Here is a 14,010-nt window from a genome sequence, read left to right on the forward strand (position 1 = left end):
CGCGAAGCGCGTCTTCCAGGTTAGCGGAACGGGCGGTTCACCAGCCCGGCGGCAATGCGGCGCCCAGCGCGGCAAGCGGCCCGCGCGCCTTGATCCCGACCTCGGCGACCTCGGCCGCGGCATCCGATCGCCACGTGATGCCGCCGCCGGCACCCACGTACGCGCGGTCGGGCCTGACGACGATCGAGCGGATCACCATCGCGAGATCGAGCGCGCCGTCGTCGCCGATCCAGCCGAAGCAGCCCGAGAACACACCGCGCGGGGCACCCTCCAGGCCGTGCAGGATGGTCATCGCAGACAGCTTCGGCGCCCCCGTCATCGAGCCCGCCGGGAATGTCGCCGCCAGCAGATCGTCGAGGGTCGCGCCGGTCGCGAGCGTGCCCGACACGGTGCTCACGAGCTGGTGCACCGCGGGGTACGACTCGACCTCGAGAAGCGCGTCGACGCCCACGGTGCCGTCAACGCAGACGCGCGAGAGGTCGTTGCGCATGAGGTCGACGATCATGACGTTCTCGGCGCACTCCTTCTCGCTCGCGCGCAGTTCCGCGGCCAGCGCGGCGTCCTCCCCGGCGTCCGCGCCGCGCGGCCGGGTGCCCTTGATCGGCCGCGTGTGCACGACCGCACTGCCGTCGGGTGCACCCTCGACGTGGAGGAACTGCTCCGGGCTCGCGCTGAGCAGAGCGGTGTCGCCCGAGCGGATGAATCCCCCGTGGTGCGCGGGCGTGGCCGCCCGGAGGCGGGCGTAGACCGCGACGGGATCGACGGATGCCTCGACCTCGAAGCGCGTCGTCAGGCACAGCTGGTACGCGTCGCCCTCGCGGATCGCGTCGCGACAGCGTTCGATGAGGGCGGCGTACTCGTCGGGGCGGTGGCGGGCGCGGGCGACGGTGTCGCGGCCGGCGGGTGAGGGCAGGACGGGCTCGCCGGTCACCGCGGTGACTGCAGTGGCGAGCTCATCGACGTCTGTCGCGGAGCCGTACACGCGGACGCTCTGACGCGCGTGGTCGAATGCGACGAGACGTTCCACCCGCAGCCACAGGTCCTGCGGGACTCCGTCCGCCTCGCGGGACGCAGGCGCGCCCGCGCGCGCCGCTGCGTCGTCGTAGCCGGTCCAGCCCACCCAGCCGCCGCGCAACGGGCTCTCGTCATGGGCAGCAGTGACGGCCGTGCAGGTCGTCGCCTTCACCTGCGCCGGGTCGTCCGGAGACCCCGCGCCCATCCAGCTCCATCCCTCACGCGCGTCGGGTCCGGCATCGAGCCAGAAGGAGTGCGGCTCGTCCGCGAAGACGGCGCTGAAGACGGATGCCGGATCCACCCAGTGCTCGACGTCCGCGGCGGCGAGGGGCTCCGTCATCTTCCCAGGTTAGAGGGATGCGCAGAGCTCTAGGCTCGTGGCGTGAACGAGTTCCTGACGTGGCTGCTCGACGCCGTGCAGAGCGTCGACCCGATCGTCAGGACGCTCCTCGCCGGATTCGCGATCATGCTCGAGACCAGCGTGCTGATCGGGCTCGTGGTTCCCGGCGACACTGTGGTGATCGTCGCCGGAACCGCCGTCTCGTCCGTGCTGGAGGGCGTGATCCTCGGGATCGCGGTGGTCATCGGCGCCCTCATCGGCGAGAGCATCGGCTTCTGGCTCGGACGCTACCTCGGCCCGCGCATCCAGCACTCGAAGCTCGGACGCCGCATCGGCGAGGAGAACTGGGCGCGCTCGGAGAGATACCTGCGACGTCGCGGCGGGCCCGCGATCTTCATCTCGCGCTTCCTGCCGGTGCTGCACTCGCTCGTGCCGCTCACCGTAGGGATGAGCGGCTACCCGTATCGGCGGTTCCTCGCATGGACGATCCCGGCGTGCGTGATCTGGTCGACGCTCTACATCTCGGTCGCGGCCGTCGCCGCGGGCACGTACCGTGAGCTCGCGGACCAGCTCCACTACGCGGGCTATATCTTCGTGGGCGTCATCGTGCTGTTCCTGGTGCTCGTCTTCGTCAGCAAGAAGGTCATCGAGCGGGCTGAGCGCAAGCACCTCGAGCACGACGGCACGGACGAGTCCCCCGTGGCGGACGTGAAAGACTGAAGGGGTGCCCCACACCGATCCTCAGCATGTGCGCGCGAAGGTCCTGTGGCTCGCACGCCTGGAGTACCGGTTCCACTCATGGCGCGAGCGGCGCGCGCGCCGTCGGGGCCAGACGCCCACCGTCACGCCCTTCCCCGGCTACGGAGGCCCCGGTTGGGTGCGCGTCCTCGGCCGCGTGATGATCGTCCCGCCGGCGAAGCAGACGACCACCGGCGAGTACGCCGGAGTGCGCGGCTGGCGCAGCTTCGCGGCCGTCCCCATCGGGTACGCGCAGGTCACGGTGACGATCGCGGGCGTCGACCACGATGTCGTCGCCGATCGGGGCGGTGTGATCGACACCAGGCTCCCGGCGGACCTCGAGCCCGGCTGGCAGACCTTCACGGTGTCGGTGGAAGGCGGAACGCCGGTCGAGACACGGGCGTACATCGTCGCGCCGGATGTGAAGTTCGGCATCGTGTCGGACGTCGACGACACCGTCATGGTCACGGCCATCCCCCGCCCGCTCCTCGCGGCGTGGAACTCGTTCGTGGTGAACGAGCACGCCCGCCAGCCGGTCCCCGGCATGGCGGTGCTGATGGAGCGTGTCGTGCGAGAGAACCCCGGCGCCCCGCTCATCTACCTCTCGACCGGTGCGTGGAACATCGCGCCCACCCTCATACGGTTCCTCAGCCGCCACGTCTTCCCGCCGGGTGCACTGCTGCTCACCGACTGGGGTCCCACCCACGACCGCTGGTTCCGCAGCGGCAAGGCGCACAAGCTCTCCAACCTCCGCCGCCTCGCCGAGGAGTTCCCCCACATGCGGTGGCTCCTCATCGGCGACGACGGCCAGCACGACGACGCGATCTACACGACCTTCACCGACGAGCACCCGTCACGGGTCGTGGCCGTCGCCATCCGCCGCCTCTCCCCCGCGGAGGCGGTCCTCGCCGGCGGCCGCACCGCCGTCAACGACCACGCGGCCGCCGAGGTGCCGTGGGTGAGCGACAGCGACGGCGCCGGCCTGCTCGAGCGGCTGGAGGATGTCGGCGTGCTCGGTGCCGCCGGCGCGCTCGAGGGCTGACCGGTCCCCACTGCACCGATGTCGGTGGCCCCGCGTAGGCTGGCGCCATGTGCGGACGCTTCGTAGTGGCCAGCGCCGGCTCCGATCTCGTCGGGGTGCTGCGCGTCGACGTCGAGGGTGACGATCTCCCGGCTCCGTCCTTCAACGTGGCCCCCACCGCCAGCGCCGCGATCGTGCTCGACTCGGCGAAGACCGAGCCGCCGACCCGCCGGCTCGAGGCCGCCCGCTGGGGACTGATCCCTTCGTGGGCGAAAGACACCAAGATCGGTGCGCGGGCGTTCAACGCCCGGGCGGAGGAACTCGAAGACAAGCCCATGTTCCGCAGCGCTCTCGAGAAGCGCCGCGCGGTGGTGCCCGTGTCGGGCTACTACGAGTGGAAGAACGTCGACGGCACCAAGATCCCCCACTACATCCATCCCGCCGACGGCGAGCCGCTGTTCCTCGCCGGGCTGTACGAGTGGTGGCGCGACAAGACCAAGGGCGACGACGACCCCGAGCGCTGGCTCCTGAGCTTCACGATCCTCACCCGCGACGCGATCGGCCACCTCGGCTCGATCCACGACCGCATGCCGCTCTTCCTCGACCCCGACCATGCCGATGCCTGGCTCGACCCGACCACCGACAACGTGCGCGATGTGCTCGACGCGGCGATCGACGCGGCTCCCGCCCTCGCCGACACCCTCGACGACCACGAGGTGTCGAAGGACGTCGGCAACGTCCGCAACAATTCCCCTGAACTCATCGAGCCCGTCGAGGCCTGACCCGCGCCCAGCGCTCACCGGGGCGCGCCCGCGTATCCTCGAACGGTGACGATCGCGCCCCCTGAAACCCCGGTGCTCGCCGGCGGCGTGTGGCGCGAGCGCGAGGCGGCGCACGACGAGCGCGCGCGAGCACTCACGGCCGCGCACCGCGTCCGGGCCGCGCGCGGTGAGAAGCACCCTGTCGAGGACTTCCTCTTCACCTACTACTCGTACAAGCCCGCCGTCCTGCACCGCTGGCATCCCGGTGAGGGCATCGAGTTGGCGGATGCCGCCTCCGACGCCCGCGCCGAATGGCGCTGGTACCGGCCCGGCACCGTGCCCGGCGCTCTCGCCGTCGACGGTGAAGGTTTCCGCGCCGAGCGGGGCGCGCTCGTGGCGAACGTGGGGCGGATCCTCCGGGCCACGGCCGGCCGCACTCCCGGCTTCGGGTGCTTCGGTCTGCACGAGTGGGCCATGGTGTACCGGCAGCCGGAGCACCGGCATCCCGTTCCGCTCCGACTGGGGCAGGACGCGACCGACGCGGTGGTCGAGGCTCACGATCTCCGGTGCACGCACTTCGACGCATTCCGGTTCTTCACGCCCGCCGCCGTTCCGCGCAACCGCAACGTACCCACGCGCGAGACCCAGTCCGCGCTCGAGCAACCCGGCTGCCTCCATGCCGGCATGGACCTGTACAAGTGGGCGGTCAAGCTCGGTCCTCTCGTGCCAGGCGAGGTGATGCTCGACGCGTTCGAGCTCGCCCGCGACATCCGCGTCCTCGACATGCGGGCGTCGCCGTACGATCTCGCGGACTGGGGCTACGCCCCCGTCCCGATCGAGACCGCGGAGGGCAAGGCGGCTTATGTCCGCGCGCAGCGCGGCTTCGCCGAGCGCGGACAGCTCCTCCGGGCCCGACTCATCGAGATCGCGGGCGCCTGACTCACTCGACCGGATCCGTGCACGTGGTGCACGGCAGTTCTCCGCCTGCGGCCTCGGCGACGGCGAGCCGAAGCTCCATCACGCGCGTCGCCGCCTCCTCCAGACGCTCGGCCGGGACCGCGCCCGACTCCACCGCGGCGACGATGCCGTCGACGATCTGCGGAGCCGTCTCGGGCGTCGACGAGACCACCGTCAGCAGCATGTCGTTGCCGGCCGCGAGGGCGTTGACGGCATTCGCCACGGGGTCGGCGTACTCGGGGAGGCCGGAGCTCTGCAGCATGCCCAGGTCGTCGGTGATCGTCACGCCCTCGAAGCCCAGTTCATCGCGCGCGATCCGGTGCCATTCGGGCGACAGGCTCGCGGGCGCCGGATCGACGGCGGTGTACGCGAGATGGCCGAACATGAGAAGCTCGGCGCCGGCGTCGACTCCCGCCTGGAACGGGAGGGCGTCGGTGGCGCGCCACTGATCGAGCGGCATCGCGGTCGACGGGATCGAAGAGTGGGAGTCGCCGGGTGCCGCGCCGTGGCCGGGGAAATGCTTGAGCGTGGAGAAGACCTTCCCCTTCTCGCCGTTCACCGCGGCGGCCACGTGGGCGGCCGCGATGTCGGGTGTCGTGCCGAGGATGCGACGATGGATGAAGGAGTCGGGGTCGGCCGTGACGTCCGCCACGATGCCGAAGTTGACCGGGATGCCCGCCTGGCGCACCAGCGCCGAGCGCCCCGCGTACGCGGCCTCCACCGTGGCGGGATCGGCCTGCTGCAGCTCCAGCGGTGACGGAAGATCGTCCCACGGCAGCCGTGACACGTCGCCGCCCTCCTGGTCGATGGCGATGAGCGGCGGGTGCGCGGGGTCGACAGTGAGCGATGCGGTGATCGCCTCGAGCGCCGCCCCGTCCGCGGGGATGTTCGCGCCCATGAGCAGGAAGCCACCGGCATCGGTGGATTCCATGTACGAGCGCAGGGCTGCGGCATCCGTCGTCGGAATGTGCCCCATCACGACGCTCGCCGCGCGCTCCCGCAGCGACATCGACGAGACGGCCTGCTCGGCCGGCGAGAGACCTGTCGCATCGGGCGTCGGGGTCATCGTGACCGAGGGCGACGAGGTCGGCGACGGCTTCGCGGTGGGGGTCGCGGCACACGACGCGAAGACGATCGCCGCGGCTGCGACGACCGCGGCGAGCAGGAGGGAACGTCGCGCCGCAGTCACCCGAACAGCCTAAGCTCGGACGGCGATCAGTGGCGCGCGACGATGGCCGCGGCATCCGTCCCCGAAGGCAGCACACCATACTGCGCGCCGCGTTCCTCGCCCAGCCGGGCGGCGATGAACGTATCGGCGTCCTGCCCCGGTGCATGGCGCAGCATGAGGGACGCCTGGAAGGCGAGCGCGAGGTCCTCGCTGAGCCGGCGGGCCTGTGACGGCGCCTCATCCGGATCGGCCGCGAGACGCCGCAGCAGGGCGAGGGTGCGTTCCACGTGCCGATCGAGGACCGCCGAAGCGCCCGCTGTGGCGGCGAGCTCGTCGGCGAAGGCCTCGCCCGACTCGCGGTCGCGCGTGAGCGCCCGCAGCACGTCGAGGGCGATGACGTTGCCCGATCCCTCCCAGATCGCCATGACGGGCTGTTCGCGGTACCGACGGGCGAGCGGGAAGCTCTCGGTGTAGCCGTTGCCGCCGAGGCACTCGAGCGCTTCGTAGGCATGGTGAGGGCCGCGCTTGCACACCCAGTACTTCGACACCGGCGTGGCGAGACGGCGCAGCGCGATATCGCGATCGGATGCCTCGGCCTCGAAGAGCTGCGCGAGGCGCAGGCCGGTGAGCATCGCGGCTTCGTACTCGAGGGCGAGGTCCGCGAGCACGCCGGTCATGGCGGGCTGATCGACCAGGAGAGCGCCGAAGGCCTCGCGTCCGCGCGCGTGCCAGAGGGCCTCGGCGACCGACTGCCGCATGCCCGCGGCGGTGCCCAGCACGCAGTCGAGGCGCGTGCGCTGGACCATCTCGATGATCGCCCGGATTCCACGGCCGGGCTCGCCGATCAAGAACCCGACGGTCCCGTCGAACTCGACTTCCGCCGACGCGTTCGAGCGGTTGCCGAGCTTGTCTTTGAGCCGCTGGATGCGGAACGCGTTGCGCATCCCATGCGGCAGGATGCGGGGCACGAAGACGCACGTGAGGCCCTCTTCGACTCCTCCGCTGCGCGTGTGGGCGAGCACCAGGAAGCCGTCCGACATCGGGGCGGAGCAGAACCACTTGTGCCCTGTGAGCTGGTAGGCGTGTCCGCCCATCGACTCGCCGACAGTGGTGCCGGCGCGGACGTCGGAGCCGCCTTGCTTCTCGGTCATCGCCATCCCGATGAGGGCGCTCGCCTTGCCCCCGTCGACGATGAGCCGGGGGTCGTACTCGCGCGAGTACAGTCGCGGGAGCCACTCGTCGGCGACCCACGGTGATCCCTCGATCGAGGCGACAGCGGCGTGGGTCATCGACACCGGGCACGCGTGACCCGGCTCGACCTGCGCGAACAGCATGAACATCGCCGCGCGGGCGACGTGCGCCCCCGGCCGCGGTTGCGCCCATGCCGAGGTGTGCGCGCCACGCGCGACCGCCTCGGCGATCACGCGGTGGTACGACGGGTCGTACTCGACCTCGTCGAGGCGGAAGCCCCACCGGTCGTGGGCGTGGGCGGCCGGGGTGTGGACGTTCGCGAGATGCGCGTCGCGCTGGAAGGGTCCCGAGCCGACGAGCGCGCCGGCTTCGCGGAGGCCGTCCTCCGCCCACTCGGCACCGAACGCGCGCACCGCCGCGCCGAGGGGCGCGTTCAGTGCGTATTCGTCCACGTCGACGCGCCAGGGCGGCTGGTTCTCCACGTAGTGCGTCGCCGCACCGATCACCCGCTGCCCCCGCGCGAACGAGGTCATGACGTCTCCGTCTCCCCCGCCCCGGCGCCCGCCATCGCGAGCGTGTACTGCTCCCCCGGGCTGAGCGGCGCGCGCGTCACGATGTCGTGGACGAAGGCGAGCTTGTGCCGCACCGGCGTCACGATCGTGAACGGATACAGGTCGCCGAAGCCCATCGACCGGTTGATGCGGTTGAACGCCTGCGACAGCCACTCCCAGTCGGTGAGCAGCCTCTGGATCGGCTCGTTCTCGTACGACTCGAGCGGGACGACATCCGTGTCGCGGAGGTTCGTCACGGACGCATCGAGATGGATGCCGATGACCGCGGCCGTCTGCAGGGTGCCGGTGATGTGGAGGTAGTGGGCGAATGTCTCGGCGAAATCCTCCCACGGGTGCATCGTCGCGTACTCGGAGATGAAGGCCTCGTGCCAGTCGGAGGGCGCCCCGAACGAGTAGTGGCGCTTCAGGGCGTCGCGGTAGCTCGTGCGCTCGTCGCCGAAGAGCTCGCGACACCGCGCCCAGAGCTCGTCGTCGGTGAGGAGGACGTTCTGGTAGTAGTGACCGACCTCGTGCCGCAGATGGCCGAGGATCGTGCGGTACGGCTCGCCGAGCCGCACGCGCAGCGCCTCGCGGCGATCGTCGAGGCTCTCGGCCAGGTCGATCGTGATGATGCCGTTGGCGTGTCCGATCGTGACCGGCTTGCCGTCGGAGAGGCTGGAGATCAGGTCGAACCCGAGCCCGCCCTTCTCGACGTCCCACCCGACGATCGGCAGGCCGAGATCGGCGAGCTGCAGGAGGAGCCGGCGCTTCGCCTCCTCGGTCTTCGCGAGCTTCTCGAGCGCGACGGTGTCGTCCGCCGCCGGACGGCGGCGCGTGAGCCGGCAGGAGAAGCAGCGGCCGGCGGGCGCGTTCTCCCACACCAGCCAGTTGCACGCCCATTCGCGGTTCGAGCAGGTGTACCAGGTCTCGCCGTCGATGACGGCCTGGCCGTGACGGAGCCCGAAGAACTCGCGTGTCGGGATGTGGTAGCCGATCTCGGCTTCGCAGTTCGGACACTGCAGGGTGTCCAGGTAGACGAAGTGGCGACAATGCGGACAGCGGGGCTGCGAGGTCACGCTCTCACCGTAGCGTGCCGGGGTGCGCGCGGACGCACGCGTCACGGCGCCTCGACGAGCTCCACCCGCAGGAGCAGATCGTCGCCGGGTCGCGGCGAGCCACGACCATCGGTGTTGTTGGTCAGGAGCCACAGCGACCCGTCTGTCGGCGCGACCACGTCGCGCAGTCGCCCGTACTCGCCCACCAGGGCGCCGACGGGCTCGCCGCGCATCTTGCCGGCATCCGTGTCGATCTGCCAGAGTCGCTCGCCGCGGAGCCCCGCCATGAAGACCGTGTCGCCGCGGGCGGCGATCCCGCTGGGACTCGCATCGCTCGTCGGCCATTGCGCCACCGGATCGGTGAAGCCCTCCCGGTCGGAGATGCCCTCGACGGCCGGCCAGCCGTAATTCGCGCCGGGTTCGATGCGATTGAGCTCGTCCCAGGTGTTCTGACCGAACTCGCTGGCCCACATCGTGCCGTCCGCCGTCCAGGCGATCCCCTGGACGTTGCGATGTCGGAAGGACGTTTTACGGCACGTCCGCTCCTCCGTATACATAGGAAGTGGAAGCGATGAGCGTAGTAGATGTGTACCTCCGACTCTCAGAGGACAAGGACGGACTGGGTGTGGCCCTGGACCGCCAGGAGCATGAGTGCCACCAGTACGCGGCATCCCACGGCCTCACCATCCGGACAGTGCACGCTGACAACGACATCAGCGCCACGAAGGGTAAGACCCGTCCAGGCTTTGAGGCGCTCCTGAAGGCCAAGCCTGAGGCCATCCTGGTCTGGCATCAAGACAGGCTTATCCGAGTCACTAAGGACCTGGAGCGAGTCATTGAGCTTGGCGTCAACGTCTACAGCGTGACTGGCGGCACCCTGGACCTGTCCACTTCTGATGGCCGCGCTATGGCACGTGTGGTGGTTGCCTTCTCCACCAAGGAAGGTGAGGACAAGGCCAGCAGGATTGAGGCCAAGAACCGCCAGAGCTTCCGTAACGGTCTTCCTGTGGCCGGTAAGCCTAGGTGGGGCTACCTGGCTGGCAACCTCGCTCTGGACCCTGTGGAGGCTCCGAAGGTCAAGGAAGCCTTCTTGCGCATCGCCGCTGGTGAGTCTGTCCTTCGGGTAGCTGAGGACTACAACCAGAGCCGTATCAACCTCCGTCGTGCTCTCATGAATCGCTCTTACTGTGGCTGGGTCAACTACAAGGGTGAGTGGACGGAAGCGGCACCTGAGGTTGAACGCCTGGTGTCTCAAGAACTCTTTGACCAGGTACAGGCCATCCTGGGAGACGAGACCCGGAAGCCTAAGAAGGGCAACCAGGTTGCCAACCTCGCTAGTGGGCTGGCCTACTGCCACTGTGGAGCCAAGCTCCGTGCCAAGAACGGGTACTACATCTGCACTTTTGCGCGTGGCTGTGCCTCCATCCAGAAGAACAAGTTGGACCAGGCCATTGAGACGGCTCTGGTTCAGAAGGTCATGGCACCTGATTTTCAAGAAAAGGCTGACCCATCGGTAGAGAACCTGGCCAAGCTGAACCAGGAGCTTGAAGGCATCCAGGCTGACATCAGTGACCTGATGAGCGGCATTGCTGACGGTGCGAGGATGGCAGACCTGAAGCCATTCCTGGAGCCTCTGTACGCCCGTAGGAGGGACGTAGAAGCCAGGAAGGCACAAGTACTGGCTGAGAGCATTCAGGCGCGTCTGGTGGCGTCTATCGTCCGTGCCACGGACATGAGTACTGCCTTCGGTATCGCTGTGGCTCTGGTGGAGTTCCAGGCCCTTCCGCTGGAGCAGAAGCGCGAACTGGTCAGAGGACTTCTCACCATCACCCTGTATCCGGTCTCATCTGACCAGAGATTCACCATCGGGTGATAGAAGATGCCCGCCTAGGGAGGAAGAACAACTCAACCTAGGCGGGCATCTGATGGGCTTGTCAGTATCCCGTACTTCTATTCTGACAGATTCGTGGCCAGTTACAGCCGTAAGGTTCGGATTATCTGTCAGTCTTGATGTAGAGGGATTGTCAGCCCTCAGAAGGACTTGTCATGATTGCAACAACTAACACTATCCATAGAGATAGCTATAGCTCTGAAGCTGTGCAACAACTAACACATAACCATAGAGAGAGTGAAGAAGAAGCATGGCTGAAACTCTACGAAGAGGTAAGCCAGAGCAAGAAGCGTACTGACTTCACTAAGGAACCTCTCAAGGTAGATGACAAGCTGAGCTTTGCTCAGAACTACTACAGAATCTTGTTCTCACTTCTCATCAAGGCTGGGATGAGGGAGCTTGGCCAGAAGTCCCTTGAAGGGATGGCTCTGGCTGATTACCTCTGGCTCTTCGTCTACCAGGATGCAGAACGTCAGGCATTGGCCATGTTGGGTGTTACTGAGTATGGAGGAGCAGACCTGAAGGAAGCTGTCTTCCAATGCACCAGGGCCGCAGAGAAGGCTATTGCTCAGTTCGATGAGGATAAGTACCGGAAGCTTCAGGAGAAGGGCCGTAAGGCTGGTCAGGCCTATAGCACCTACACCCTGGATGATTATCTCGAAACCGCACACATGACAGCCAAGGAAGCTTCAGCCCATCTGGGCATCAAGCTTCGCACCGTCTACAACATGAGGAACAAGTTCAAGAACATCAATCTTGAGACAGGAGAAGTGGATGAGTAACACCTGGCCATGCACCCAGAAGCAAAGAAGCTACGGCCTGTCTCTTGAGAACCAGCTTGGACTGGATGAGAGCGAATGGCACAAGATGACTGTGAGTGAGGCATCTAGTCGTATCTCGATGTTGGTTGCACTGAAGGAGTACGGCTTCAACCCTGAGGCCGCGCTTGATGGATTGATTCAAGAGACGTAAGGATATGACTATGAAGAAGATTCTTGCCGCTATCGGCATCGTGGCCGCTCTTGGCCTCACGGCCTGTGCGGCACCCAGCCTGTATGACCAGGCGTGGGAGAACTGCACCACGTTCTACGCAAGTGCCTTCCCTGAGGAGTGGACGAAGAACCATCCTCCTGAGAGTGAGTGCAAGTACGAACGTGAAGACAAGGGTGAGAGCTTCAGTGAGTTCTGGACGGACCCTGACCAGTACAAGGCCTATCAGGATGAACTGGTTGAAATGGTTGAAGGCTTCACAGACTGAGGTTCGGGACGCCTCATAGGGCCATGGGATTCATATCCTGTGGCCCTTCTTCTTTGCCCATGGAGACATTCTCACTTTGAACGATAGTAAAACTGAGGCCCTCAGATAGAGGGTCCAGAAGTGAGAAGAACTAATGTCCAAGATGGGACGACCACGAAGCGAGAACCCAGGCTATAAGGCAGTACACGGACGCCTAAGGACTGACAGAGGTCCAGCACGTGAGTACTACTGCCAGTGTGAAGGTGGATGCCCGAACATGGCTACACAGTGGGCCTACGACCATTCAGACCCACACCCGATGTGGACAATGGAGAACGGGTACCGCGTGCCATACACAACAGACCTCACGCGCTACAAGGCTCTCTGCCACTCCTGCCACAAGGCCATGGACTACCAGAGGTCTCTAGAGAGGAAGTACGCCTGATGGGCCTTGTAGAGGCTCTTGAGGCCACTTCTGAACTTATCCGTAACCAGATGGCTGAAGGACTCACCTTCGAAGAGGCCATCACCCAGCTACTAGAGAAGAACTAGAAAATGACTACTGAACTCATCGCCGCTATGAACGTATCCCTCATCATCCATGCATTGGATGTACCTGAGGATAAGAAGCAAGAAGCACGTGACCGACTCATGCAGGAAGTCACCAGTTGGGGCCGTGCCATGGAGAATGACGACTAAACTTAGACCGTGGCCACAACCGTGGTCATAAACGAATCTGGGTAATACCTACTACTATCGCTCGATTCCGCTAGGACGCCAGCAATGGCAACTGGACCAGGCATCCAGAACTAAGAGAGGCCCAACTACGGAGAAGGTAGTTGGGTCTTTCGCTGTCTATAAAGAAGAAATTGCAAGAGCCGTCCCACCTTGAATTTCTGGGACAATTGATATATGGCAAGAGAAGCATTCATCTACGTAGATTCGTCCGACTGGACGCACGTAGTTGTATGCACTATCTGTAACGAGAACTTCGGGCCATTCACCAGCGATACGAGGATTCACGGAAGAGCCAGAGCATCCAAGTTCGCAAAGGCACACAGGAACTCCATGCACGCCAATAAGGCTCTAGGAGGTTCTGATGACGAGTAGGCACCAAGACCCGACATGGAGAAGGACAGTCACCCTCATCCGTGCACAGACAAGGGTGAAGTGGGCAAGAGGAGAAGAAGTCTTCTGTTGGCGTTGTGGCCGTCTAATCCCAGAGCAATCAAAGTATGACGTTGGCCACATTGACCGGCTGTCAGATGACAACACACCAAGCAATGCACATCCAGAACATGTGCGTTGCAACAGGTCACACGGAGGCAAGGTAGGTGCCGCCATCACCAATAGGGCAAAGGGCACACCCAACACATTCAAGGCTCCTAAGTGGGCTTGAGGAGAAGAACAAGAAAATGAGTAATGACAACGCAATCCGTGTACTAACGGATGCCATCAACGTAAGCCAGAACATCCTAGGTGCACTCGATAAGACGAAGGCTGACTACCTAGCCAAGAAGGCAACAGCTGAGTCAGAGCTAGTGGGACTAGATGAGAAGCGCATGGAGCATGTAGCCGCTATCGCTGAGTACCAGAAGGTACTGGACACACTGACACCACAGGATGTGACACCTGATGTGTGAGTGTGGCGCTCCTGTCTTCATCAAGAAGAGTCAGGAATGTAGGCGTTGCTACTTGGCACGTTGGCGCGAGGAGCACCCAGGGAAACAGAAGGAGTACGACAAGAACCGTGCGCCTTACACGCCTAGGCCTATCAACCTGGGTAAGTACCCGGCCATGCCACCTACTACACCTGTGAGCTACGCCGGGGCACACCAGCGAGTCAGGGCATACAGAGGTAGGGTAAGTGACTACACCTGTCCATGTGGTGCACCCGCTCAAGAGTGGGCTTACGTGAATGCCAGTAGCCATGAACAGTCAGGCCTAGTCGCAGATGGCAAGAAGCTGAAGCACATGGCATGGTCACCCATGGTTATGGACTATGACGCGCTATGTCAGACCTGCCATCAGATTAGAGATGGCAGATTCGAAAACCGAATGGCCGACGTTTTTTAAGTCGGATCGC

General features: G+C 65.1%; 14 protein-coding genes and 1 pseudogene. 10 read left to right on the plus strand and 5 right to left on the minus strand.

The window, feature by feature from the left end; all coding sequences use genetic code 11:
- Nucleotides 1-37 precede the first annotated feature (37 nt).
- Nucleotides 38-1,354, minus strand: coding sequence for an anthranilate synthase component I family protein (locus Q9R33_RS09780; RefSeq protein WP_311293620.1), 1,317 nt, complete (start codon nucleotides 1,352-1,354; stop codon nucleotides 38-40).
- Between the two features lie 42 nt (nucleotides 1,355-1,396).
- Here Q9R33_RS09780 and Q9R33_RS09785 point away from each other — a divergent pair, with 42 nt between their 5' ends.
- From Q9R33_RS09785 to Q9R33_RS09800, 4 genes are read left to right on the plus strand one after another with little or no spacing between them, the layout of a single operon-like run.
- Entirely contained in the window at nucleotides 1,397-2,074 is a 678-nt protein-coding gene (locus Q9R33_RS09785; RefSeq protein WP_311293621.1) for a DedA family protein, read from the plus strand.
- A gap of 4 nt (nucleotides 2,075-2,078) precedes the next feature.
- Nucleotides 2,079-3,134, plus strand: a complete 1,056-nt coding sequence (locus Q9R33_RS09790; protein WP_311293622.1) for a phosphatase domain-containing protein — start codon at nucleotides 2,079-2,081, stop codon at nucleotides 3,132-3,134.
- 47 nt (nucleotides 3,135-3,181) lie between these two features.
- Nucleotides 3,182-3,895 (plus strand): SOS response-associated peptidase, encoded by a 714-nt coding sequence (locus Q9R33_RS09795; RefSeq protein WP_311293623.1) that lies wholly within the window; start codon nucleotides 3,182-3,184, stop codon nucleotides 3,893-3,895.
- Between the two features lie 45 nt (nucleotides 3,896-3,940).
- Entirely contained in the window at nucleotides 3,941-4,813 is an 873-nt protein-coding gene (locus Q9R33_RS09800; RefSeq protein WP_311293624.1) for a 3-methyladenine DNA glycosylase, read from the plus strand.
- Nucleotide 4,814: 1 nt separating this feature from the next.
- Here Q9R33_RS09800 and Q9R33_RS09805 read toward each other — a convergent pair whose 3' ends face one another.
- The 4 genes and pseudogenes from Q9R33_RS09805 to Q9R33_RS09820 all read right to left on the minus strand — a co-directional run.
- Nucleotides 4,815-6,020 (minus strand): glycoside hydrolase family 3 N-terminal domain-containing protein, encoded by a 1,206-nt coding sequence (locus Q9R33_RS09805; protein ID WP_311293625.1) that lies wholly within the window; start codon nucleotides 6,018-6,020, stop codon nucleotides 4,815-4,817.
- 26 nt (nucleotides 6,021-6,046) lie between these two features.
- Entirely contained in the window at nucleotides 6,047-7,723 is a 1,677-nt protein-coding gene (locus Q9R33_RS09810) for an acyl-CoA dehydrogenase family protein (RefSeq protein WP_311293626.1), read from the minus strand.
- Nucleotides 7,720-8,817: a putative zinc-binding metallopeptidase gene (locus tag Q9R33_RS09815; protein WP_082496957.1), complete on the minus strand. Its 1,098-nt coding sequence runs from the start codon at nucleotides 8,815-8,817 to the stop codon at nucleotides 7,720-7,722. The genes Q9R33_RS09810 and Q9R33_RS09815 overlap by 4 nt, the downstream gene beginning before the upstream one ends.
- A gap of 41 nt (nucleotides 8,818-8,858) precedes the next feature.
- A pseudogene (locus tag Q9R33_RS09820) lies at nucleotides 8,859-9,320 on the minus strand (PQQ-dependent sugar dehydrogenase); the annotation flags it as partial.
- A 47-nt stretch (nucleotides 9,321-9,367) separates the two neighbouring features.
- Here Q9R33_RS09820 and Q9R33_RS09825 point away from each other — a divergent pair.
- The 6 genes from Q9R33_RS09825 to Q9R33_RS09850 all read left to right on the plus strand — a co-directional run bounded on the left by Q9R33_RS09825 (nucleotide 9,368) and on the right by Q9R33_RS09850 (nucleotide 13,567).
- Nucleotides 9,368-10,669 carry a recombinase family protein gene (locus tag Q9R33_RS09825; RefSeq protein ID WP_311293831.1) on the plus strand — a complete coding sequence of 434 codons (1,302 nt, stop codon included), beginning with the start codon at nucleotides 9,368-9,370 and terminating at the stop codon, nucleotides 10,667-10,669.
- Between the two features lie 173 nt (nucleotides 10,670-10,842).
- Nucleotides 10,843-11,469 (plus strand): hypothetical protein, encoded by a 627-nt coding sequence (locus Q9R33_RS09830; RefSeq protein ID WP_311293627.1) that lies wholly within the window; start codon nucleotides 10,843-10,845, stop codon nucleotides 11,467-11,469.
- Nucleotides 11,462-11,659 (plus strand): hypothetical protein, encoded by a 198-nt coding sequence (locus Q9R33_RS09835; RefSeq protein WP_311293628.1) that lies wholly within the window; start codon nucleotides 11,462-11,464, stop codon nucleotides 11,657-11,659. The genes Q9R33_RS09830 and Q9R33_RS09835 overlap by 8 nt, the downstream gene beginning before the upstream one ends.
- Before the next feature lie 10 nt (nucleotides 11,660-11,669).
- Nucleotides 11,670-11,945, plus strand: coding sequence for a hypothetical protein (locus Q9R33_RS09840; RefSeq protein ID WP_311293629.1), 276 nt, complete (start codon nucleotides 11,670-11,672; stop codon nucleotides 11,943-11,945).
- Between the two features lie 534 nt (nucleotides 11,946-12,479).
- Nucleotides 12,480-12,623, plus strand: a complete 144-nt coding sequence (locus Q9R33_RS09845) for a hypothetical protein (protein WP_311293630.1) — start codon at nucleotides 12,480-12,482, stop codon at nucleotides 12,621-12,623.
- A gap of 716 nt (nucleotides 12,624-13,339) precedes the next feature.
- The gene (locus Q9R33_RS09850) at nucleotides 13,340-13,567 is read left to right on the plus strand and encodes a hypothetical protein (protein ID WP_311293631.1); all 228 of its coding nucleotides are present in this window, start codon (nucleotides 13,340-13,342) and stop codon (nucleotides 13,565-13,567) included.
- The last annotated feature ends 443 nt before the right edge of the window (nucleotides 13,568-14,010 follow it).

This window comes from Microbacterium sp. PRC9 (assembly GCF_031844125.1).
Taxonomy (GTDB): domain Bacteria; phylum Actinomycetota; class Actinomycetes; order Actinomycetales; family Microbacteriaceae; genus Microbacterium.